The organism is Cyanobacteria bacterium FACHB-DQ100, assembly GCA_014695195.1.
Taxonomy (GTDB): Bacteria; Cyanobacteriota; Cyanobacteriia; order Leptolyngbyales; family Leptolyngbyaceae; genus Leptolyngbya.
Genome location: JACJNW010000028.1, coordinates 1,083,953 through 1,105,608 on the forward strand (window position 1 = coordinate 1,083,953; position 21,656 = coordinate 1,105,608).

Genomic DNA, 21,656 nt, shown 5'->3' on the forward strand with positions numbered 1-21,656 from the left:
ATCCGCTTCAGGCATATGGAGACTGGAATTTAGCCCAACAGCCCGACCGTGGCGAGTTGACAGTTGCTCAAACAATCTGCTATCGATTTTTCTCGGATACACAAACAATCGCTGAGCAAAACAGATTTTCCAAAAATCGTGAATTAGGGTACTCTTGCTTGGGGATCATCAGTGAACGTTTGTTAAATTGTCCGAACATAACTCAATCGAGTAACTGGCAACAAGTTTCGGACTCGATGACAGTTAAATGCTGCACACTTTAGGAGGTCGTTTTTTTGAAACGAGCAGTTCCGCAAGACTTAAACTCGGTTCCTTTCAGCGTACTCGGCTCCGAGACGACTGAAGGACACCCCCGGCAGACCCCAGAGGTCAATCGAACCGTTCGTACCTCTGCTGCCATGCTTGGTCTCGCTTTCTCAGTCGGCGCTTATGGTTTAGCCGCTCCGCGTCAAGCAGAAGCTGCAACCCCCACTGAACCTGCGACATCCGACTTGACTCCCAGCACTGCTACCTCGGCGGATGCACCCAGGGTGTCTGAACCTGCTGGTGCTGCCACAGTGACTCATACCGTTCAAGAGGGACAAACGCTGTGGAAAATTGCAGAGCTTTATGGCATTGAAGTCGCGAAGCTGGCAAACCTGAATGGGCTGCAAACCACTACTGTTCTGTCGGTCGGTCAAACTTTGCAGGTTCCTGCTGCAAATCAAACAGCGCTCCGGGCAACGCCAATTCAGTCCATGCCCGACCTTAAGGCTGTTCCAGTCATTCCACCGCAAGCAAACGCTTCTCAAGGCGTTTCCTCAACGGTTGTTAAGCGCAAGCAAACTGCACTTGCAGAATTGAAGCAGAACCGCGATCGATTGAAGCAGAGTCTGGCGGAGTTAAAGTCTGAGGAGCCTTCTAAGTCTGAATCTAGCTCGAAAGTCGTAGCGACCCTACCGCAATCGACGAATCCTAGTGTGGTCACGTACCGAGTGAATCCGGGTGAAACCCTTTCTTCGATCGCACAAGCACACGGCATTTCGGCTCGCGATCTGGCTAATCTGAACCAACTCACCAACCCCAATTTCGTCCAGGCAAACCAATTTATTAAAGTGCCTCAGAAAATGGCACAGGCACAGCCTGCTACTGTAGCTGAATCCCAAGCTCCCAGCGTGTCGCAGGTTCAAGTGCCGACAGTTCCGAGTCTTGCCTCGGCTCAAAATCCGATCAATCCCAGCGTTCCGTTGGCAGTGGGTGGTGCTGCTCGTCAAGTTGCCCTGACTCCATCGCGGAGCCACTCCCCAGAAATACAAGCCGTTGATGTTCGGCGAAATGATGACCAGTATGTCAATACTCTGATGTCTGAAATTTCGCGACTGCGGGAACGTTATCAATCTCGGGAAGCCAAACGTGAGGCTCCTAAAGCTTCTAATGCTGGTGCTTCGTCTCGTCGAGTCAATCCGCAATTCAAATCTGCTAGCCAGGGTGGTGCAGCGTCTTTGGGTCAGACTCGGCTGGAGCGCATGTTAGCAGATGCACCCAAGCCAAAGTCTCAAGTTGTGGCAACTGCACCGCTGGGATCAGAATCCTACACCCCTATTCTGCGCTCTCCTGTCGGAAAGACGGTTTCACCCAATCTTCCCCCATTAGGTCGATCGGATGCGTATATGCCGGGCGATCGCTTTAAGGGCTATATGTGGCCCGCTAAAGGTGTGCTGAGTTCTCCCTACGGTTGGCGTTGGGGACGGATGCACAAGGGAATTGATATTGCGGCTCCGGTTGGTACTCCGATCGTCGCAGCAGCCTCCGGTAAAGTGATTACTGCCGGTTGGAATGATGGCGGCTATGGCAACCTGGTTGAAGTCGAACATGCAGATGGTAGCGTTACGCTCTACGCTCATAACAACCGGATTCTTGTCCGCGTTGGTCAGCAAGTTCGCCAGGGTCAGCAAATTGCTGAGATGGGCAGTACAGGCTTTAGCACAGGCCCACACTCACATTTTGAGGTGCATTTACCGGGTCGAGGAGCCGTAAATCCGGTTGCATTACTGCCCCAGTCTCGCAGCTAAGACGCAACCGTGACAGTTGTGAATAGGGAAGGCTAATTAGCCTTCCCTATTTTATTTTCTGGTGCGATCGCTTTATTCACGTTTCTAGTTGTGGTAATATAACTTTGTAAGGCTCAGTAGCTCAGTGGTTAGAGCAGGGGACTCATAAGCCCAAGGTCGCAAGTTCAAATCTCGCCTGAGCCATAAATTTTAGAGGTTGGGGAAAGTCAAAGCCCCAGATTACCCCTAAAACTCCCATAAACCGAATAGCGTGGACGCGATATCTAGAGCGTATTCACAACTTTTAACAGGGTGAAATACCCATAGAAAGCTATGAATACCGAAACTTATACCGCCGTTTTTTCTGTGTGTGAGAACTGATTTATTTAACTAGGACGCTTATACTCCGGTTCTCACACACGCTAGAGTCGAAGCCCAAATTGGAGGTGACTTGGTATGGGAATATTCGATCGCATTAGCCGAATTGCGCGGGCTGAGGTGAATAGCCGTCGATCTCAGTCAAGCCATGATGTGAACTCGCAGGCTAGAGAATTAGAACAGCAGGCGGATTCACTTCGTCGTCAAATAGTGGATTTAGAGACTACGGCTAAAAAATCAATGAGTGGCGCATTGCGGCAAGAGTATGAAACTACGATTTCAAGCCTGAAGCGCTCTCTGGCAACATTAGAGCAAGCAATTCTTGATCTTGGTGGAACTGTTGATTCTAAATCTGCTGGTGTTGACGATTCAGAATTGGAAGCAACAAAGGTAAGTTTTGGCGCTTCGCAGAACTTGATTAAGACTCATTCCCCCTCAGTCGCTGCTATTGATGCAGAGTTAGAAGAACTAAAGCGATCGTTAGACGAACTCTAAAGCGATCGCACTCAATTTCGGAACGCTAAACCTGTTCCTTATCCCCAGTGGCGATGGAAGGAATTGATTTTTAATGAACTCTGAACCCGCGATCGTCATAGGCGCGATCGCGGCCTGGTTGCTCTTGGCACTGTACAGACGGCTTGTATTTCGCATTCGCTTATATTTCGCGCTTGGGCTTTATTTAAGCTTGATAAAGACGGAGAGATTAAATCCTGGCCGCTTGACCCGTGACGACAATTCCACCGACCGGAAAAGGATTACGAGCATGGAAGACATCATTTCTTTCCCGCTACTCACCTCTGGCAGCGATTGAACACCCACATCGTATCGCCTAACGGCGGGTTGCGCTCAGAAAGCGAAGCCCTTCGACTGTAGTAGTCGTAACTGCCTAATTCATTGATGCAATACAAAATGGACACATGATGCTATCTCTCTGCTGTGTCTATGTCGTTGAAATTCCCTACCCCTCGGAAAGCGTGGCTTAGCCGAAGGCAACGCTCCGATGGCGATCCAGGCGTAGCCCGTTCTGGCATGAATGCTTGCTGCTGCAGTAGGTCAACTTTGGACTATTAAGACCGGTCTTCATTTGTTGCAATTCATTCTTTTTCTTTATGCGTTGGTTGTCATAATGCATAAAGAAAGAAGTTATCTATGAGAATAATTTAGCTCTTGTTTGTTCCTTACTTTCTCCGCCCAGATCAATGACCCTTTCCCACAATCTCCACCTGTATTCGTTTCTGTCCCGTTTCAGCCTCGTTAATAAAAGCTACGTTGCCAAAATTATATTAATTGCCTTTCTCGGAACTCATATCCCCCTGTTATCCTTACTGCTTAGTTTTTTGCTCTCAAATGCCTATACTTGGGAAGTCATAGTGCGAGTTCTTTCCATCGCATTAGTGGCAACTCTAGCGGGAACGGGAGCTACACTTTATGCGCTACACCACCTCCTCACGCCAGTCATTTTGACTTCTGCTACCTTGCAGGACTATCTGAACACGCAAACGTTACCGAAACTGCCCATAGAATTTAGTGACGAGGTAGGCACATTAATGGCGAATACCTCAAAAACGCTGCATCAGTTGGATGAGTTGATTCACTACATCAGTCACTATGATGACCTGACTGGCTTGCCCAATCGCAATTTATTCTGTGATCGCTTTGCTCAAACCCAAGTTCAGAACAATCCGCAACTGATTGCGGTGCTCGTGGTGGGCATTGATGATTTTATGGAGATGAGCCATGCTTGGAACCCTGAAACCTCAAGAGTGCTATTGAGAGCGGTCGCTCAGCGTTTAATCTCCTGCATCACTCAGCCCCATATTCTGGCTCACTTGAATGACGATGAATTTGCCATTGCCTTATTAGACATCTCCTCATTTGAGAGCGTCATTCATCTCTCGCAATTGCTGCTGAGTACGCTGATGAAGCCCTTTCCCATCGAAGGTCATCTCATTCACCTCACCGCTAGTGTTGGAATCAGCATCAACAGTGACGCTGCTTATGATGCTGAGCGATTTTTACAACAAGCTCACATGGCGCTGCATACCGCTCAGCAGCAGGGACGAGGGCAATACCAATTCTACTCCCCAGAAATTTCGGCTCAGTTGCAGGAACGACTAGCGTTAGAAAACGAATTATATGGGGCAATTGAGCGTGGTGAAATGCAAGTTTACTACCAACCCTTAATCGATCTGCAGACTCAGCAAGTCATTGCGCTGGAAGCATTAGTCCGTTGGCAGCATCCCACACGAGGGTTAGTTTCTCCAGCAAAGTTTATTCCCATCGCTGAGTCCAATGATTTGATTCAGTCCCTGGGCGAATGGGTGCTGCGAACAGCGTGTGCTCAGAACCGGGCTTGGCAACTGGCTGGACTCCACCCGGTGCGGATATCGGTGAACTTATCAGCTCGACAGCTTGAGCAACCGAATCTAGTGGACATCGTCAAACAGATTTTGGAGGAAACCGAATTGGCAGCGCCTTATCTAGAATTGGAAGTGACTGAAAGCGCATTGATGGTCGATATTCAGCAGTCGGTTAAGCTCCTAGAACAATTGCGAGACTTGGGCATTTTGCTGGCTCTCGATGACTTTGGCACAGGCTATTCTTCCTTGAGTTACTTGAAGCGATTCCCGGTGAACATGCTGAAAATTGATCGCTCCTTCGTGCAGGATATTATGTCCAATCCTGATAGTGCAGCCGTAACTGATGCCATCATTGCTCTTTCCCAAAGCTTACGACTGACTGTTACAGCCGAAGGCATAGAAACACAAGAACAGCTAGATTATCTGCAAAGCCGGGGGTGCCATGAAGGACAAGGGTTCTACTTTAGTCGCCCTGCACCCGCACCGATGATCACCGAAATGCTCAAAAACAAGTCTCAGCAGCTCCAGACCGTCTAGCTTGACTGGGTTGTGCAGAATTTCCAACTTGAATGAGGCAACGGGCGGTTAGAACCTTGAACGATCGCTTGATTGCTCGATCGCTTCTGAATTTGGTTTACGACTCCCGATCGAGTGGTGAAGATTCTTACCTGTTTTTGCTCGTAGTCGAAAGCGATCGTAGTTTCGTGTTCAGTAATCGACATTTTTCTGCTCGTCGTCTGTTTCGGTCATGTTCTAGACCTGTGGATGAACGATCACACAGCCCGACCAAATTCATAGCGGTTGATGAACAATCCAATCACCACATCGTGCAACCCCCCAAATCTGAAACGACTTGGAAATCAAACTATCTGCAACCGTTTACCAGACTGCCACATGAGAAGCCATTGACGGCTGAACTGCTGCGACAGGTGATTCTCGAAACCGAGCCAGACACGCGCAATCGACAAAAGTACTGTATTGCTTATGAGGCGCTTGCTAAATTTGCTGGGGTGATAGACCTCAATGCAACCTCACTCAGAGGCGATTACAGCCCCAAGAGATTGACTCCGAGAGACTTGCCAACTGACAAAGAGATTAGCGAGTGGCGCGATCGCATCAATGCTAAAAACGAGTCTTGGGGTTGGGCGTTTGGAATCATGGCAACCTACGGACTAAGGAATCATGAGCTATTTCATATCGACTTAGAACGGCTGAAACAATCGCCAGTGTTGAGCCTAATTGATGACAACAACGGCGGCGGAAAAACAGGCTCTAGGCGCGTCTGGGCAGTTTTCCCGGAATGGTGGGATAAGTGGCGACTGTGGGATGTGAGGCTCCCAGCAGTGACGGGAAAAGACAATTCAGCCTTGGGGAATCGCGTTACGAAAGCTTTCGCTCGGTACGGATTCAGCAAACCGTACAATCTGCGGCATTGTTGGGCAGTTAGAACGATCGGATTTGGAATCCCCGTTGAATTAGCAGCGCAACAGATGGGGCACTCGTATCAAGTTCACTGCAACATCTACCACTATTGGATTTCTGATGATGTACATCAGAAAGCGTTCGACTTGGCAATGCAAAGACCCGATCGACCATTAGCGCCATAAACCCCCTAAAATCCCCCTAGATTTTGCCAATATTGCAGAACAATTCAGGGTAATTTAGTACATTTGCTCAACTAAAAAGGCCTGATTTTATAAGGAGTTTAGCCTGTACCACAGCAGTACAGGCTTTTTACTGCTGCTGTCCCACAAGCCCAAGGTCGCAAGTTCAAATCTCGCCTGAGCCATAAAGAAAACAAACTCTATAAACGTTTGGATGAGATACTCGAAAGAATCTCGCCCAAATGCTTCTGCCTAATTCAGCTTGTTTTTTACCAACGTCACCAGCTTCGCCTCGTCTGGAATTTCGTACTGTCGTTGAATGCTTCCAAGCGGAGCCAGAAACTCCTCTAAATATTACTTCGAGAGTTGGTCAAAAGAATTTTGAGCCATTGGTTTCACTAAGATTGACGATATCGATCAAGCAATTCCATCAAATAGTCAAAGCCATCGACTCCAATCTCAGTCATTAAGCGCGATCGTTGCTCCTGCAAAAGCTGGTCAAACCGCTCTCCGAGTTGTCCCCGCAGGATTGTTAACAAGCCGGCTGCACTTCTCCAATCATTCGTTCCCATCTGCTCAAGCTTGTACATCGCGATCGCCGAGGCAAAAACGACTCTTTCATAGTCCTGACGCTGATAAAACGCTTCGCCAAAGTTCGACAAACAGAGCGCATGTAGATAGCGATCGCCCGCATCTACAGCGGCGTAGCTGGCTTGTTCTAGATACTTCAGAGCTTGATCAGTGTCATTCAAGGTGACATAAGCACTGCCTAAGCTGAGGGCGCAGAGTGCCTTGCTCTGAAAGTCTCCTAACTTTTCCGAGAGCGCTAATCCTTGCTCCAGGTAGCCGATCGCGAGTTCATAAGCATCCGGATCAGACTCTAATAGTTGAGCTTGAAACACTTCCGCATAGCCTAAGTTTGCCAGTGCGTTTGCTTCACCCATGCGATCGCCCGATTGTCGGCTGAGAATTAAAGCTCTTTGACTGTTACTAATCGCTTCTGCATACTGTTTTTGATGCAGACTGACGCGACTTAGATGGTTGAACGTCGCAATCTCACATCTGCGATCGCCTGCTTCTTGGGCAATCTCTTGGGCTGCAAGGTAAATCTCTTTTGCTAAATCCAAGGCTCCAGAGATACGCTGCGATGACCCGATCAATGTAAGGATTCTTGCTTTCTCCTGAGTGCCTTCGACCCGCTTTAAAGGTTCGCTCAAATAGTTCATCGCTTCACGGAACGATGCACCCGTGAACGACGTGTAAACGGTTCCATACAAAGGAAAGTAGGGGCGCTGAGCAAAGATTCTCAAAATTTGGAGCGACACCCGAAATGAGGCTTCTGAAAAGCGCGATCGATTGATCGAATTGAGCGACGACGATCGCGCAAAGCCATACGATAACTCCATCCAAATCAAGGCAAAGGTCAAAAAGATCGACACGCACAGCGAGGTGCCGATCTTAGAACTATAGCTTTGATTTTCTGACCAACTGACCAAACCACGCTGCAACGCTTGCACCACGATCGTAAACTCAATCCAATCCGCTAACGTGATTTCGGGTTGAGATTCGACCCATAGACTTGCTGCTTGATTTTGATTTAATGCCGTAAAAAATGATTTGGGAATATTGCCAATCGCTTGTTTTGACCACAACTCCCAAGGCTTTGCTCCTCGCGAGGACTCACCAAATCCTAATTGTTCGGGATTATAAATCCAACTGATGAGATGAGGTTGTAAGGTATTCCAAGACTGAAAACCGCGCAGAATTCCATCACTCAGTTGTGCAAGTTCTTGTTGAGTTTCAACATCAGAAATTGGCTGTTGCTTCAGCGTTACTGCTAATTGTTTGAGTTGATCAGCATTCAAACTATTTGGATGATTGGGATCACTCAAGGTCAGAAAAATGAGTAATCGCTCGGTTTTGTCTGCTTGATTCAGTTGTCGAACTGCGGTCGCGATCGCGCTCCTGTTTTGATTTTCAGACTGCCAGCGCTTCCATTCACCGTCAAGCGTCGAGAGTGCCCGCATCGCCCGCATTGCTTTGGCTTGCTTGAGCTCATCGCTGCGATCGTTCGCCCGAGTTTGAGTCTGCACAAATCGATCGCGAAACTTCGCCTCAAAGATCTCACCGCTATCTGGTTCAATTTCCTGCACCAGCATTTGATAAACCTGTTCTTTTGATCGAATGTTGCCTTTCAGCGTCATTTGAACGATTTGTTCAATCAAATTTGTATAGCGATCGCCCAGTGCAGAATCAGACATAGAACATCCCGTGATGAAGGCTTTCTTCATTCTAAAAGTTCTGGCAAAAGTCTTTCATCTCCGACTTAAAAATCAGCGTATTGCGATTGTGAAGTGGGTAAATTTGGATATGATGAACAAATAATTTCGGTGCTTCGCTGTTTCTGCTTAATGAGGAGTCGATCGATGAGAAATTTGATGGGATTAATCAATCAAAAGCTGAGCTTAGTTGGAGTGGTAGGAGTTTGCGCGATCGCCGTTGCAAATCAGGCTCCGGCTTCAGCCCAAGCCGCTTACGGCAGCTATGTGGGTATTGGTCCTGGAATCGGGTTGACGAGCGGTGATGACGGTGGAAGCAGTGTATCGGCTGTAGTGGCTGGACGTTATAAGTTCCTCAGAGCGCCGATCTCGCTGCGAGCACAAGCGTTTATTGGCAATGGAGTCGCGATCGTTCCAACCGTTTCTTACGATATTCCGCTCAATTGGCAGACTGATGTTTACATCGGTGCGGGTGCTTCGATTCCGCTCGGTGGTGATACGGCGGTGGGAAATCGCACCAGCTTTGCGATTCAGCCGGGCATTGACTACGCACTTCCCAATAGTAATTTAGTCGTGTTTGGCAATGCGGTGATTGCGTTTGATGGCTACCGGGGCGGTGGAGCGGCTGCAACCCTGCAAGGTGGAGTCGGATTGCGCTTCTAAGTTGACGCAATGTTGACGCAATGACGTGACACCCGTAACGATAGAGTGAGTTGCGATCGGATTATTTATGACCGCTCCCCTAAGCTGGACAGAACTCGAAGCCCTCACCGACTTTCAACCCGACCCGATCGACGGTTTAACGAATGCTCAATCCCGATTACGCCTGTTTGGACAGGCTGAATCGGAGGTGCGCGTGACGCTTTATCGTGACTATCATGCCTGGTGTCCCTACTGCCAGAAAATTTGGCTATGGCTAGAAGAAAAGCAAATCCCGTACCGCATCGAAAAAGTGACGATGTTCTGCTACGGCGAGAAAGAAAGCTGGTACAAGCGGAAAGTGCCATCGGGAATGCTGCCTGCGATCGAGCTTGACGGGCGCATCATCACCGAAAGCGACGATATTCTAATGGCGCTGGAACAAAAGTTCGGTGTTCTGACCTTGGGGATGGAAGATCCGAGAGTGAAGCCGTTGCGCTGGTTAGAGCGACTTTTATTTCGAGCATGGTGCAATTGGCTATGCTATCCATCGATGTCAGCGCGCGAGGAACAGCGCAAGCGTGAAAAGTTTATCGAGGTGATGGCACAGGTCGAAGTAGCCCTCGCTCAAACGCCAGGAGCTTACTTTTTAGAAGAATTCAGTACGGTGGATGTGATTTTCACGCCGTATGTCGAACGCATGAATGCAAGCCTTTATTACTACAAGGGCTACTCGATGCGCGAGGAAAATCCGCGATTTAAAGCGTGGTTTGATGCGATGGAAACTCGATCGACCTATCGTGGCACTCAGAGCGATTTTCACACGCACGTCCATGATTTGCCGCCGCAGATGGGGGGATGCTGGGAAAATGGCGAACCGCAGATGCGGATCAATAAAGCGCGAGTGGATCAAGGGTCTTGGTTTGAGTTACCGGATGTGGCTTATCCAGAACCGGAGAACTCTCGTCAAGAGGCGTTGTATCGCGTAATCAAGCATCGATCGAACATTATTCGCGTCAATCCTGCGCCGGATGAATTAATGGATGAAGCACTGCGTTCTGCCTTAACTCGAATGATGACGGGTCGCGCGTGTGTCCCGCCATCGGGTGCAGATGTGGCGCTGCGGTATTTGCGCGATCGCATTAGTGTGCCGCGGGATATGTCGATTTATGCTGCGAAGCGACTGAGAACGGCGTTAGAGGAAACCGCTGCCCTAGTTGGCAGCGGTCAAGGCCTACCGATTCCGGTGAAGCATCGACGTGACCAAGATCCGGCGAACTTTGCCAAACGATAAGCGCTTAGGCAAATGGGGCTTAGACAAATGGTAGAGTATGACCCGCTCCTCGGGGGAAGGTAACCGCGCTTTAGTCAGCAGATGACCCCGTAATGCTAACTACCACAATTTGCAGCAGGATATTCGCGACGAACGCCGCCGACCAGAGCGTCATAATGTTTTTAAGGTTATGACGATCGGCGTTCTGCCATCCCCAAATGAAGGTGTAGATACCGCAGAAAATTCCAAAAATTCCCCAACCGACTCCTTTATCGGGAAAGAGCTTCAGTAGAACGAGAATAAAGCAAACTAGGCTGACAATTGATGCTGCTAAATTAATTAATGTGAGCAGAACTTGCATTCACAAACCCTCAAAAAATCTGTAGCCATAAAAGCACATTACAGAACTAATTGATAAAACTCCTTTGTAAAAAAGAACAATCGAATCAGCCAATATATCAAGGCACTACTGAGAAGCACGATCGTAATTCCAGTGCGCCGCTCAATGCGATCGACAATGCTTACAAACTTGATGTAGTTTGATTTTGGCAGCACGATCGCGGCTAAAACTAATCCCCCTATACCGACCACGATCGGTGCAAAGGCATGAATTCTCAAGGCATGATCAAAGTGACCGTGTAAGAGTTCTAAGGTGGCGCGCGAGAGTCCACAGCCCGGACAGGGAATACCCAGCCCATACCGGATCGGGCATTGCCAGCTTGGTAAACCGAGTAGAATCAGTCCGAAATGAACGGTTGCCGTAGCTGCAAGAATCACACAGAGTTGGCGCGATCGTACCAGTGAAGACAGCATGGTTTAAGTCAACGGCGATGGAACCACAATATACCCGGATGCACGATCGCCCAACACCATATTTTTTTCGGTTCCCCAGTACCACCAGTAGGCAGCTACATACGCACAAATCAAACTATCGAACTGATCTTCAACTGCTTTGAGTTCAGTTCCTTTGTTTGGAATGCTGGGCAGTGTTTCTAACTTTAATCGCGGTTCAATCTGAGGTAATCGCTCTAGGATGAACTGGCGTAATTTTTCGAGTTCCGGTTTGCGCTGTGCGATCGTGCCTTTTTTGTATTTCAGGATTTGACTCAGTTGAAATAAATTCACCATTGCAGGATGCGGAAACACTTCGATTTGATAGCGCCCCGGATGCTGTGGCTCGATCGTCGGCGCGTGTTCAAATCCCCGCGCTTCTAAGCTCAGCCCGACGCCAACGGTACGATCGGCAAACGGCAGCCCTAAGTTTGCTGGATAACAGCCTGCGTGGTAGCGCCCGAAGTGTTTGTGAGCTAAACGATCGGGAAGTCGCATTCCAGTTTGATTCGGAATAAGGGTCGGTGCATCAACGGCAACGATCGCACAATCTGGAGCCTGCTGATCCACCCAGGCAAGAATGTTGTCGATCGAACTCTCTCGCCGCAGGTCTAGCAGCGTTAAGGTTCGATCGACCAGCTCTAAACAGCACAAGCCGCTAGGATTTGAACTCCAGCCTAAATCAATTCCGAGACATCTCACAGTCACAACGTGAAGCGAAGCTACCGATTCTCTTCGGTTCTGAGCCGCTCTACTTCTGCCCGGAGTGCGGCTAACTGTGCGGTGAGTTCTTGCAGTTCAAGCTGGACTTCCGGCGAAGCGGTGGGAACTGGGGTTGCAGTGGTTGTCACCGTGGTTCCAGAATTCATCTCACCCCGCCGTTGAGCCATCAAAGTATCCACATAGCTGCGGGCTTCTTGCTCGGTCATTTCGCCCTTGTTTGCCCATTCGCGGGTGAGTTGGTCGAGTTCGGCTTTGATTTTAGTTAAATTAGCTTCGCGCTTTTGCGGGTCTTGGAGAATTTCGACGAGCGATGCAGTCGCTCCAAGTGTGACACGAAAGCTTTTTTGTAAGATGCGAACGACAGTATCAGAATTCATACATCCAGCCCAGCAACTCAATACTTCGATTTTACTGCACGAAGTTTTAGCGACTGCTTTTCTTCAACTTTCAGTCGCCAAGCTTAATTAAATTTGTAAGGCTCAGGTGATCCTACTTAATCGCCATCAGCTTTCTCCAGTCTGCGATCGCGCTTTCACTCCAATACCAGTTTTGGCTGAGGGCTTTGATTTGAAACTGCTCCGGAGCTTCGTCCGAGACTCGATCGCGCAATGCAACCGCCCGCTGTCTGGATTGATTACGTGCATTGCCCTTTTGAGTTTGAGCCTCTTTATTAAACGCAAGTGCGAGTCCTGCCTGTGCCGTCAGTTCCTCGCGTTTTGCCGCGCCTCCAATTTCTCTCGCAAGTTTCGCCGCATTCAGCCAACTCCGACCTGCACGATCGGCATTGCCTTGAGAATAATAAACAAAGCCCAAAGCATTCAGAACTTGAGGCGTTCGATTGCCTTTCAGCGCCGTTTCAAAATAATTTTGAGCATCATCTAAGCTGTAGCTGCTCTTACGCTGCTGCACCGACTGCCACGCAATTCGACCGCGCAAAAATGCCACGGCTGGATTGTCTAATTTATCGGGGGGCACATTCTGAAATGCAGAATCGGCAGCCGCAAGCTGTCCTTGGCTCAGCAACTCCTCGATCGCATCTTGCCCAGAACGCAAATCACCTTGAGCAAAGCTCCGAGTCGCGGTTGAGACTAAGATATTCGCTCGACTCGGATTCGCTCCGACGGGCTGATCTAGCTCACGCACTGCATCAATCAACTGGCTGGGTGGCGGAGTCGAAGCCCGCCAAGCAGAGAAGCCGACTACGCCTAAAACCGCAGCTACCGCCCCCGAAATTCCTAGCACCAGCCAAGGGTGGCGGCGTGCAGGTCTGGATTTTCGAGTGCCAAAGATGCGATCGACGATCGGTTCTTCGGTGATCTTGATATCTTCAACGTGCAGGTCGGGAGTGGGAGCGGTGGGGGGAGTGACCTGCTGCGTCGGAGCGAGATGGTGTGCCGCTTCTAAGCGCTGAAGATGGCGACGGGCATCACTTAAACTTGGCTCATATTGCAGTGCCATTTTATAAGCCACGATCGCCTCAGTTGGGCTACCCAACTGCTCTAAAGCCGTTCCCATTTCGCTAAACGCCTCTGCACAGTGGGGATCAAGCTCGATCGCTCGTCCATAAGCGACCACGGCTCCACTGAAATCTCGGTTTTGCGCTCGCAGCCTGCCGAGCGTTAGACAGTCTTCTGCAGTGTGAAGCTGGGATTCATCAGTATTAACAGAGAGCGATTCAAAGAACGGTTGCGTCTCTTGCGTTGGCAAAAAGGGATTCTCTTCGGGGTCACGAATTTCCCTCAGCATTTCCAGAATGGCTTGTCGATCGCTGTCTTCCGGCTCGTCAAAGTCTAGATTCGAGAACGATTCATCTTCGAGATCGAGCGGATCACCGATCGCGCTGGCATTGATGCTAAAGGTTGAAGCAACCAGTTGCGAATTTTCCAGTGAGTCGGCTAACGGTGTTGGGGCAGCGGGCTGGAGGTAGCCGTCGAAATCGGGATGCAAATACAAGATCGGCAATGCCCAATACAACTGATCCGAGCCGTAAGACGACAGCAATCCCTGCCGCGCCCGACTCAGACTGAGATCAATCGGGGATCGCTGCCTCAAATTGCGGTAAAACAAGCGGCTGAGCGTCAATGCCACATCATCGGGGATGCGTTCCGCCATTGCCAGCACTGCCGGCATTCCTCGCTTCAATAGCGCTTCGGTCAGATTGCTCGACTCAGTTTCGTTTGCGGGATCAGCCGTTGCTGTATATACGCCGCGACAGGAATTAAATACCGCCATGCGTACTCCATTGTTAACGAGCAATCCGGCAAGATCATCACCGCTCAGCACCTCGGTTAATCCGGTACGATCGCTCACCAGATACAAATCTCCCCCAGACATGCCTAAATTGCTGTGTCCAGCATAATGCAGCACTTGGTAATGCCCTTGTTCCAAAGCTTGGGTCAACTGTTCGCGTCCGGGTTGATCCAGGATGGTTAGATCAATTTCGCCGTTCGTTTGTCGATCGCGTTGCAGTTCATCGCGCAGGTGATCTGCTTCTCGCCGCAGTTCCAGCACTTCTTGATCGGTCGGAGCCGCCAATACCATCAGAATTCTCAGCGGTTGGTTTGGGTCAAGCTCGATCGAGCGATGCGGCTGCAAAATCGTTCCCATGGGTGCAAAAGCAGCCTGATAGCGCGAAAATACGACATCGGTTCCCGTTGCCAAGGGTCGCGCTCCGGCATACAGCACTTCCCACGGTAAACGCGGCAAGCGATCGCCCTTCAGCCCTAACCGCAAGCGCAAGCCTTCGCGTCGATTCTGAGCGATTCCCTGCGCGGTCATCCAGCTATCGCGAATCGTGCCTTGAAATAGCGCATTGTAGAGCGTTTGTCCCAATTCCACTAGGTTGGAGGAAAAACCGTCGCCACCCATTGCCAATTGACCCGATCGCATTCGTCCGCGCAAAATCCCCAACAGCGGATCGTGCATCAAATGGCGAGCTTGTTCCAGCCACTCTTCGACTTGCCAAGTGACCAGTTCTTCTGCCAGCGGCACTCCCGGTGAAACGCGCTCGGTTCTCACCCAATATTCATCGCCTCGCACTGGCGTGACGGAAATGTAGAATTCCTGATTCACAAGCCACCCTCCAACAATTCGCTGCGCTCCTCAACTGGAGTATCGAGGTCATCGCTGCTTTTATTACCACCGACGATCGATCCCGTTCAGGGAAAATTCGCAATCAATTCGCACTCTATAGCATTACAAATTTTTGCCCCGATCGACTGCCTCTGCCTTTGACGCAGGACTGCGATCATAGACGTAATTGACTCCAGACCTAGACGCACCTTTTATCTAAAAGTTACTAAAAGTTCAAGAAAACTTTGCTTTAGCTTTAAGTATTCCCACTCAAAGCATCCGGAGAACCCGCATGATTCCGAGCAAAGAGGAATGGTAGATGCACCCTGATTATTTCCCTCATTCATGCCTAGTGAGTGAGGGTTTTTTATTTGTTCAAGTCTCATCTCCTTTTTGAGATAGAATTTTCACGGTTAAGTTATGTTTCTGCCAACGCTCAAATCGCAGAACTACGATCGAGAGGAATTGAACACATGGCATTCACACAAGCTCCCTTACCTTTTGCAAAAGATGCCCTTGAGCCATATGGCATGAAGGCAGAAACGTTTGACTATCACTATGGCAAGCACCATGCCGCTTATGTCACCAACTTAAACAAACTGGTGGAAGGCACACCGATGGAGAGCATGGCGCTAGAAGATGTGATCAAGCAGGCGTATGGCGATTCGTCGAAGACTGGCGTTTTTAACAACGCAGCCCAGGTTTGGAACCACACCTTTTTCTGGAACTGCCTCAAAGCAGGCGGTGGTGGCGCTCCTACAGGCGAACTGGCTGCAAAAATCGATGCGGCTTTCGGCAGCTATGACAAGTTCAAAGAAGAGTTCAGCAATGCTGCAACAACTCAGTTTGGCAGCGGCTGGGCTTGGCTGGTCGAGGAGAACGGAACGCTGAAGATCACAAAGACTCCGAACGCAGAAAACCCCCTGGTTCACGGTCAAAAGCCCTTACTGACCCTGGATGTGTGGGAACACGCTTACTATCTTGACTACCAAAACGCTCGTCCTGCGTTTATCAAGAACTTCTTGGATAACTTGGTGAACTGGGATTTCGTGGCTCAGAATCTCGCAGCGTAACGTTGGAGTCAATCGATTTTAAGTGAGGTAGGGAACTGCCTCGCTTTTTTGTTTGTCAGGCGAATAGCCTTATGTTTTCTAGATGACACAGCCTTTACTCAATTACAAAAAACTTTGTACGATCGCACCCACAACGCCAAAAATAACGCAACAATGAAGCTAAACCGCAGATTTTGACCTCTTCATGAATAGCACCGAACTCGCCCGCTACCTTGAACAAACGGGCAATGTAACAAAGCCCTGGTTACTCGCTCAGTTAAGAGTCCTGAAACTGAATGAACAACGATCGCAGATGACTACTGCTGAGTATGAGCAGCGATTAGCAGATATTCACCAGGATTTAATGAATTTGGGTGAATGGTGGGTCGGTCGTGAAGATGAGGTGTTCTAATGCGACGACGCAAGCAGGCAACGGTAGAACCCGATTTGAGCGATCCACAGTTTTTTTTCAATCGAGAACTAAGCTGGATCGAATTTAACAATCGGGTGCTGCATGAAGCATTTGACCCCCGCACACCCTTGATCGAGCGGCTCAAGTTTCTAGCGATCTTTAGCTCAAACTTGGACGAATATTTTATGGTGCGAGTGGCAGCCTTCAAGGAACAAGTCGAGGCGCAAGTCAGTCGCCTCAGTTCAGACGGTCGCACACCCCAAGAACAATTAACGTTAATCAACGAGCGATTGCGTCCCCTTGTGGCAAAGCAACATCGTCATTTTGAGGAAGCGCTGCGTCCTCAGATGGTCGCTCAGGGCATTTATCTTCTGGATTACATCGATTTAAGCCAGGAACAACGCGCTTATTTACACCGGTATTTTGAATCTCAAGTCTTTCCGGTTCTGACTCCGCTTGCGATCGACCCTGGACACCCGTTTCCTTATATTTCTAATCTCAGTTTGAATTTAGCCGTTGTCATTAAAGACAGCGTGACCGATGAGGAACTGTTTGCGCGAGTGAAAGTTCCGAGGGTGCTGCCGCGCTTTATTCCATTGCCGATCGAAACTCAGGATCTCCCCACTTCCGTTGCAAAAAGTCGCGCCACAATTTGGGCAGGCGTTCCGCTTGAACAAGTGATCGCCCATAATCTGGAAGCTTTGTTTCCGGGGATGAACATTCAGGAATATCATCCGTTTCGGATTACGCGCAACGGGGATTTGGATGTTGAGGAAGACGAAACCGACGATTTGCTGATCGCGATCGAGGAAGAACTGCGAAAACGCCGCGTTGGGGGTTCGGTGGTGCGGATGGAAATTAATCCATCCATGCCGCAGCACATTCGATCGATGCTGCTCGAAGAAATGGAACTCACTTCTGATGATATTTACGAAATTGACGGGCTTCTGTGTCTGAAGGATTTGTTTACCCTCACAGGTTTACCGCTTCCAGAACTCAAAGATCCGCCTTGGAATCCCGTAACGCACCCGAAACTAAGACGAGTTGCAGAAGTTCCTGTGACAGAGGCGCTGACGCACGATGAAAACTTTTTTGCGGTGGTTCGTCGTCAAGATATCCTAGTGCATCACCCGTATTATTCGTTTTCTCGCAGCGTGCAGCGCTTTATCGAGGAAGCGGCTTACGATCCGGATGTGCTTGCAATCAAGATGACGCTTTATCGCACATCGGGAGATTCACCGATCGTTCAAGCCCTGATTGCTGCTGCCGAAAACGGAATTCAAGTGGCGGCTCTAGTCGAACTTAAAGCCCGCTTTGATGAAGCCAATAACATTAGCTGGGCAAAGAAACTAGAAAGCGCAGGCGTTCACGTTGTTTATGGGTTAGTCGGGCTAAAAACGCATACTAAATTGGTGTTAGTGGTGCGGCGCGAAGAGGGGCGTATCCGGCGATATGTGCATATTGGCACAGGTAATTACAATCCGAAAACTGCCCGGCTCTACACAGATTTAGGCATCTTTAGCTGTCGTGAAGAGCTAGGAGCCGATTTAACGGATTTGTTTAACTATCTCACCGGATATTCGCGCCAACAGTCTTATCGCAAGCTACTGGTTGCGCCAGTGAATTTGCGCGATCGCATGTTGAGCTTTATTGATCGTGAAATTGAACATCAGCGCAACGGTGGACAAGGGCGGATTGTTGCCAAAATGAATGCCTTAGTTGATCCACGGCTAATTACTGCACTCTATGAAGCATCTCAAGCTGGAGTTCAGATTGATTTGATCGTGCGCGGAATTTGCTGTCTGCGTCCAGGATTAAAAGACATCAGCGAGAATATTCGCGTGGTCAGCATTGTGGGACGCTTTCTCGAACACGCTCGAATTTTCTACTTCAGCAACAATGGCGACTCTGAAGTTTATATCGGAAGTGCGGATTGGATGCCGCGAAACCTCGATCGTCGAGTTGAAGCAGTCGTTCTAGTCGATGAGCCTGCCCTTTCTCAAGATCTGCAAGAGATCCTGGGGATTATGCTGGCAGATAATCGCCACGCTTGGGATTTGCAGCCGGATGGCAAATACATACAGCGACAGCCCCAAGCGGATCAGCCCGAACAAAGTTCGCAGCGCATTTTCATGGACATGGCGCAGCAACAAGCTAGAGAGTGACCCCACACCAAACAATCTAGATCTGGAGGCGAATGTTTCGGCATTCGCCTTTTTTGTGATCTTCGTTCAACAACTTCGTAGACGCGCACTGAATCGCCTCCCTACTTCCTTTGCTCAATGCAGGATTGGCTCAGATTTATTGGCTTTGATCAACTTTTGTATTCCAGGCTACTCTATGAAGAATATTCTTCTGAATTCAAGCTAAATTAATCAGGTTTCCTACTTGTTTCCGTAATATTTCGGAGAAACGAGCAGAACTTTAAACTATTTAAAAAGACCACGGCAATTCCTCGGATCTAATTTCTAAAACGAGCTAATCTATCTGTGCATCTCCGTGGAATTCCTAGTAGCTTACTTAAGCAAAAACCGACTACTATACTGCCTTAGCACCCTATCCTTTCTTCCGTACTGCCACTGAAATTCAGCAAAAAAACGGACGTATTTCAATTCATAAACAAAGACGAGATAAAGCTCATAAAAAACAATAGAAAATGTCCAGATTTACTGCAAAAAACTCAATCATTTCGATTAAAGTAGGTTGCAGTTGAGCATAGCTACATTGAGACCAATTGAAGACCCCAGTGTGATCTAAAAATGGCAACCAAATTACCCACTGACTCTCTCCCGATCGACGCAGTTGTAACCGAAAGCGATATCGATTTCTCTGAACTCGCATCGCTCGAAAACGAAGATCTTTCACCCGAAGGTTTAGCAAAATCGCTGAGAGGAAAAGCCAGCGAATATCTAGGATTGTCCGATGATTCGGTTGGAATGTTTCTGAGGGAAATGGCAAGATATCCGCTGCTGACTCAAGCTGAAGAAATTGAATTGGCGCGAGAAATTACCAAAGGTGGAATTGTTGGAGAACGAGCAAAGCGAAAATTAGTTCGAGCGAATCTGCGCTTAGTCGTGTCAATTGCCAAAAAATATCTCAATCGGGGAGTTCCTTTCTTAGATTTGATTCAAGAAGGGGCAATGGGTTTAATGAGAGCCGCAGAAAAATTTGACTACGAACGCGGCTACAAGTTTTCAACTTATGCGTACTGGTGGATTCGCCAAGGAATTACCCGCGCCATTGCGTCTCAATCTAGAACGGTTCGCTTACCCGTTCACATGGTCGAAAAGCTGAATCAAGTTCGCAAAGTGCGTCAACTGCTATCTCAAGAACTCGGTCGTAAACCGACAAAGAAAGAGCTAGCTGGTGCGCTCGATATGGAAGAAGATAAGTTAGAGCAGGTTCTAGACGTGAGCCAGCGCACCTTATCGCTTCATGCCTGGGTGGGACGCGATGAAGATACGGAACTTATGCAACTAATCGAAGATGCGGATAATGTTGCGCCGAACGATAACTTAGACCACAAACTCTTGGTCGATCGCCTCAACTCGGTGCTGGATCACCTCAGCGATCGAGAGCGCGAAATCATCAAACTGCGGTTTGGTCTCACCGATGGTCAACACTATACCTTGAGTGAAATTGGTCAGCTTTATGATCTCTCGCGTGAGCGAGTGCGGCAGATTCAGGCAAAAGCGATGAGAAAGCTGCGTCATCCTCGTCGCCAAGCCCTGCTGAAAGATTGGATGTGATTAAAGCTTGTCGGTTGCTATCAGCGATTCGTCTTCTTAGATGAGTCGCTGATTTTTTTACATTAACTTTATATTAACTAAGATGAAAGAGCCTATGAAGCTCCATTTCGTCCCGCATCAGAGCAAATAAGTATAAAATCTATTTTGACTCAGTAAGCGTTCAGAACCGGGGTTCTACTAAATTTATTCGGTTAGTCCTTGCGGTAGAGGACTGTGAGATGTACGAATCATTACACTTTTAGTCACATCAATTATTCCGTCCCATGCTGTCTAGTGAGTGCAAAGTGTTGCGTGTTTTAATTGTCGATGATCATGAACTGACCCGCTTTAGCCTGAAGTTGGCACTCCAACGTCAGGAAGGAATTGAGCTAGTGGGTCTTGCTAGCAACGGTCAAGAAGCCGTTGAAATGGCGAATCGTCATTGCCCAGACGTAATTGTTTTGGATTTGCAGATGCCTGTGATGGATGGGCTGAGTGCCTCAACTCAGATTAAGAGCGCTCATCCAAATGTCAAGATTTTGGCGTATTCTTCGCTCGAAGATCCGCAGACTGAGGTAATGCTGCAAACGGCGAAAGTCGATGCGTTTTGCAAAAAGGAAACCACAGTTCAAGATCTAATCGCGATCGTGAATGAACTCGGAGAACAAGCGAACCAGCCTCGCAGTTTTTAGCGAATCCAAAGGTGAGTGAGAAATAGTGACAGTACCCTCGTTCTAGATAGGCTTTGTACGTATCTTGGCGCGATCTCTGAAGTTAGAGATTGCGCTAAACAACAAACTCTAACTGAATGACGGTTTCTCCCCCTTCTTCAGACAGGTTTCCCCCAACGACAGCCCTAATACGATCTGACATTATAAAAACATAAGAGAAGGGCACAACTTATGAAATTCTACGACTGGTATCGCACTCTTGTTCGCAACTCTAAATACCGCTGGTTAGTGATTGCTGGCACTTTGCTCTATTTGTTTAGCCCGATCGACCTTTTGCCCGACTTTGTTCCGCTAATCGGACAGATTGACGACACGGTGATTTTAGGGCTTCTGGTTGCTGAAGTCTCTTCGATGCTGATGGATCGCCTGAAAGCCCAGAAAGAAACGACCAACGCCGCCGTCGATGGTAAGCCGACCGCAGAAGCTGTTGATGTCGAAGCGACGACCGTTCGATAATTTTCGCTCAATTGAATAATTCCTGGAGGCGCGAGAAATCGCGCCTCTTTTGCCATAGTTTCTCGAATCCATCTAGAATGGGGGTCTG

The 21,656-nt window shown here is 48.7% G+C and carries 20 protein-coding genes and 1 tRNA gene; 14 read left to right on the plus strand and 7 right to left on the minus strand.

The genetic code is table 11. From position 1 onward, the window contains the following. Positions 1-275 precede the first annotated feature (275 nt). The 5 genes from H6F51_16230 (at position 276) to H6F51_16250 (ending at position 5,305) form a co-directional block, all read left to right on the plus strand. Complete coding sequence (locus H6F51_16230; GenBank protein MBD1824031.1) at positions 276-2,051, plus strand: peptidoglycan DD-metalloendopeptidase family protein; 1,776 nt, start codon at positions 276-278, stop codon at positions 2,049-2,051. Between the two features lie 110 nt (positions 2,052-2,161). Next, positions 2,162-2,234: transfer RNA gene (locus H6F51_16235), tRNA-Met, on the plus strand. Positions 2,235-2,486: 252 nt separating this feature from the next. Beyond that, positions 2,487-2,903: a hypothetical protein gene (locus tag H6F51_16240; GenBank protein MBD1824032.1), complete on the plus strand. Its 417-nt coding sequence runs from the start codon at positions 2,487-2,489 to the stop codon at positions 2,901-2,903. A 73-nt stretch (positions 2,904-2,976) separates the two neighbouring features. Further along, entirely contained in the window at positions 2,977-3,219 is a 243-nt protein-coding gene (locus H6F51_16245; GenBank protein MBD1824033.1) for a hypothetical protein, read from the plus strand. A 388-nt stretch (positions 3,220-3,607) separates the two neighbouring features. Beyond that, positions 3,608-5,305, plus strand: a complete 1,698-nt coding sequence (locus H6F51_16250; protein MBD1824034.1) for a GGDEF domain-containing protein — start codon at positions 3,608-3,610, stop codon at positions 5,303-5,305. Here H6F51_16250 and H6F51_16255 read toward each other — a convergent pair. Further along, on the minus strand, positions 5,302-5,490 hold the full coding sequence (locus H6F51_16255; protein MBD1824035.1) for a hypothetical protein: 189 nt from the start codon (positions 5,488-5,490) through the stop codon (positions 5,302-5,304). The two genes, H6F51_16250 and H6F51_16255, sit on opposite strands and share 4 nt — an antisense overlap. 255 nt (positions 5,491-5,745) lie before the next feature. Here H6F51_16255 and H6F51_16260 point away from each other — a divergent pair, with 255 nt between their 5' ends. Next, positions 5,746-6,375, plus strand: coding sequence for a hypothetical protein (locus H6F51_16260; GenBank protein ID MBD1824036.1), 630 nt, complete (start codon positions 5,746-5,748; stop codon positions 6,373-6,375). Positions 6,376-6,770: 395 nt separating this feature from the next. Here H6F51_16260 and H6F51_16265 read toward each other — a convergent pair whose 3' ends face one another. Next, entirely contained in the window at positions 6,771-8,633 is a 1,863-nt protein-coding gene (locus H6F51_16265; GenBank protein MBD1824037.1) for a tetratricopeptide repeat protein, read from the minus strand. Between the two features lie 165 nt (positions 8,634-8,798). On the opposite strand from H6F51_16265, the gene H6F51_16270 reads away from it, so the two are divergent. Beyond that, entirely contained in the window at positions 8,799-9,314 is a 516-nt protein-coding gene (locus H6F51_16270; GenBank protein MBD1824038.1) for a hypothetical protein, read from the plus strand. 67 nt (positions 9,315-9,381) lie between these two features. Next, positions 9,382-10,584, plus strand: coding sequence for a glutathione S-transferase family protein (locus tag H6F51_16275; protein MBD1824039.1), 1,203 nt, complete (start codon positions 9,382-9,384; stop codon positions 10,582-10,584). Between the two features lie 70 nt (positions 10,585-10,654). Here H6F51_16275 and H6F51_16280 read toward each other — a convergent pair whose 3' ends face one another. From H6F51_16280 to H6F51_16300, 5 genes are all read right to left on the minus strand, one after another. Beyond that, a complete protein-coding gene (locus H6F51_16280) occupies positions 10,655-10,924 on the minus strand; it encodes a hypothetical protein (protein MBD1824040.1) in 270 nt (89 codons plus the stop codon). Positions 10,925-10,962: 38 nt separating this feature from the next. Next, on the minus strand, positions 10,963-11,376 hold the full coding sequence (locus tag H6F51_16285; GenBank protein ID MBD1824041.1) for a DUF2752 domain-containing protein: 414 nt from the start codon (positions 11,374-11,376) through the stop codon (positions 10,963-10,965). Between the two features lie 3 nt (positions 11,377-11,379). Further along, positions 11,380-12,096, minus strand: coding sequence for a DUF429 domain-containing protein (locus H6F51_16290; protein ID MBD1824042.1), 717 nt, complete (start codon positions 12,094-12,096; stop codon positions 11,380-11,382). A 20-nt stretch (positions 12,097-12,116) separates the two neighbouring features. After that, the gene (locus H6F51_16295) at positions 12,117-12,494 is read right to left on the minus strand and encodes a hypothetical protein (GenBank protein MBD1824043.1); all 378 of its coding nucleotides are present in this window, start codon (positions 12,492-12,494) and stop codon (positions 12,117-12,119) included. A 112-nt stretch (positions 12,495-12,606) separates the two neighbouring features. Beyond that, entirely contained in the window at positions 12,607-15,189 is a 2,583-nt protein-coding gene (locus tag H6F51_16300; protein ID MBD1824044.1) for a CHAT domain-containing protein, read from the minus strand. A gap of 473 nt (positions 15,190-15,662) precedes the next feature. Between H6F51_16300 and H6F51_16305 the strand changes: the two genes are divergently transcribed. The 6 genes from H6F51_16305 (at position 15,663) to H6F51_16330 (ending at position 21,568) form a co-directional block, all read left to right on the plus strand. Beyond that, on the plus strand, positions 15,663-16,262 hold the full coding sequence (locus tag H6F51_16305; protein ID MBD1824045.1) for a superoxide dismutase: 600 nt from the start codon (positions 15,663-15,665) through the stop codon (positions 16,260-16,262). A 184-nt stretch (positions 16,263-16,446) separates the two neighbouring features. After that, positions 16,447-16,653 carry a hypothetical protein gene (locus H6F51_16310; protein ID MBD1824046.1) on the plus strand — a complete coding sequence of 69 codons (207 nt, stop codon included), beginning with the start codon at positions 16,447-16,449 and terminating at the stop codon, positions 16,651-16,653. Next, the gene (ppk1, locus tag H6F51_16315) at positions 16,653-18,818 is read left to right on the plus strand and encodes a polyphosphate kinase 1 (GenBank protein MBD1824047.1); all 2,166 of its coding nucleotides are present in this window, start codon (positions 16,653-16,655) and stop codon (positions 18,816-18,818) included. The genes H6F51_16310 and ppk1 overlap by 1 nt, the downstream gene beginning before the upstream one ends. Positions 18,819-19,412: 594 nt before the next feature. Beyond that, the gene (locus H6F51_16320; GenBank protein ID MBD1824048.1) at positions 19,413-20,402 is read left to right on the plus strand and encodes a sigma-70 family RNA polymerase sigma factor; all 990 of its coding nucleotides are present in this window, start codon (positions 19,413-19,415) and stop codon (positions 20,400-20,402) included. 263 nt (positions 20,403-20,665) lie between these two features. Next, positions 20,666-21,073, plus strand: coding sequence for a response regulator transcription factor (locus H6F51_16325; GenBank protein MBD1824049.1), 408 nt, complete (start codon positions 20,666-20,668; stop codon positions 21,071-21,073). A gap of 210 nt (positions 21,074-21,283) precedes the next feature. Further along, on the plus strand, positions 21,284-21,568 hold the full coding sequence (locus tag H6F51_16330) for a DUF1232 domain-containing protein (protein ID MBD1824050.1): 285 nt from the start codon (positions 21,284-21,286) through the stop codon (positions 21,566-21,568). Positions 21,569-21,656 lie beyond the last annotated feature (88 nt).

Excerpts from the sequence above, each read along its gene's own strand:
- H6F51_16240 (MBD1824032.1), top strand. The coding sequence starts at position 2,487 with ATGGGAATATTCGATCGCATTAGCCGAATTGCGCGGGCTGAGGTGAAT.
- H6F51_16245 (MBD1824033.1), top strand. The coding sequence starts at position 2,977 with ATGAACTCTGAACCCGCGATCGTCATAGGCGCGATCGCGGCCTGGTTG.
- H6F51_16250 (MBD1824034.1), top strand. The coding sequence starts at position 3,608 with ATGACCCTTTCCCACAATCTCCACCTGTATTCGTTTCTGTCCCGTTTC.
- H6F51_16255 (MBD1824035.1), bottom strand. The coding sequence starts at position 5,490 with ATGTCGATTACTGAACACGAAACTACGATCGCTTTCGACTACGAGCAA.
- H6F51_16265 (MBD1824037.1), bottom strand. The coding sequence starts at position 8,633 with ATGTCTGATTCTGCACTGGGCGATCGCTATACAAATTTGATTGAACAA.
- H6F51_16270 (MBD1824038.1), top strand. The coding sequence starts at position 8,799 with ATGAGAAATTTGATGGGATTAATCAATCAAAAGCTGAGCTTAGTTGGA.
- H6F51_16275 (MBD1824039.1), top strand. The coding sequence starts at position 9,382 with ATGACCGCTCCCCTAAGCTGGACAGAACTCGAAGCCCTCACCGACTTT.
- H6F51_16280 (MBD1824040.1), bottom strand. The coding sequence starts at position 10,924 with ATGCAAGTTCTGCTCACATTAATTAATTTAGCAGCATCAATTGTCAGC.
- H6F51_16285 (MBD1824041.1), bottom strand. The coding sequence starts at position 11,376 with ATGCTGTCTTCACTGGTACGATCGCGCCAACTCTGTGTGATTCTTGCA.
- H6F51_16295 (MBD1824043.1), bottom strand. The coding sequence starts at position 12,494 with ATGAATTCTGATACTGTCGTTCGCATCTTACAAAAAAGCTTTCGTGTC.
- H6F51_16305 (MBD1824045.1), top strand. The coding sequence starts at position 15,663 with ATGGCATTCACACAAGCTCCCTTACCTTTTGCAAAAGATGCCCTTGAG.
- H6F51_16310 (MBD1824046.1), top strand. The coding sequence starts at position 16,447 with ATGAATAGCACCGAACTCGCCCGCTACCTTGAACAAACGGGCAATGTA.
- ppk1 (MBD1824047.1), top strand. The coding sequence starts at position 16,653 with ATGCGACGACGCAAGCAGGCAACGGTAGAACCCGATTTGAGCGATCCA.
- H6F51_16320 (MBD1824048.1), top strand. The coding sequence starts at position 19,413 with ATGGCAACCAAATTACCCACTGACTCTCTCCCGATCGACGCAGTTGTA.
- H6F51_16325 (MBD1824049.1), top strand. The coding sequence starts at position 20,666 with ATGCTGTCTAGTGAGTGCAAAGTGTTGCGTGTTTTAATTGTCGATGAT.
- H6F51_16330 (MBD1824050.1), top strand. The coding sequence starts at position 21,284 with ATGAAATTCTACGACTGGTATCGCACTCTTGTTCGCAACTCTAAATAC.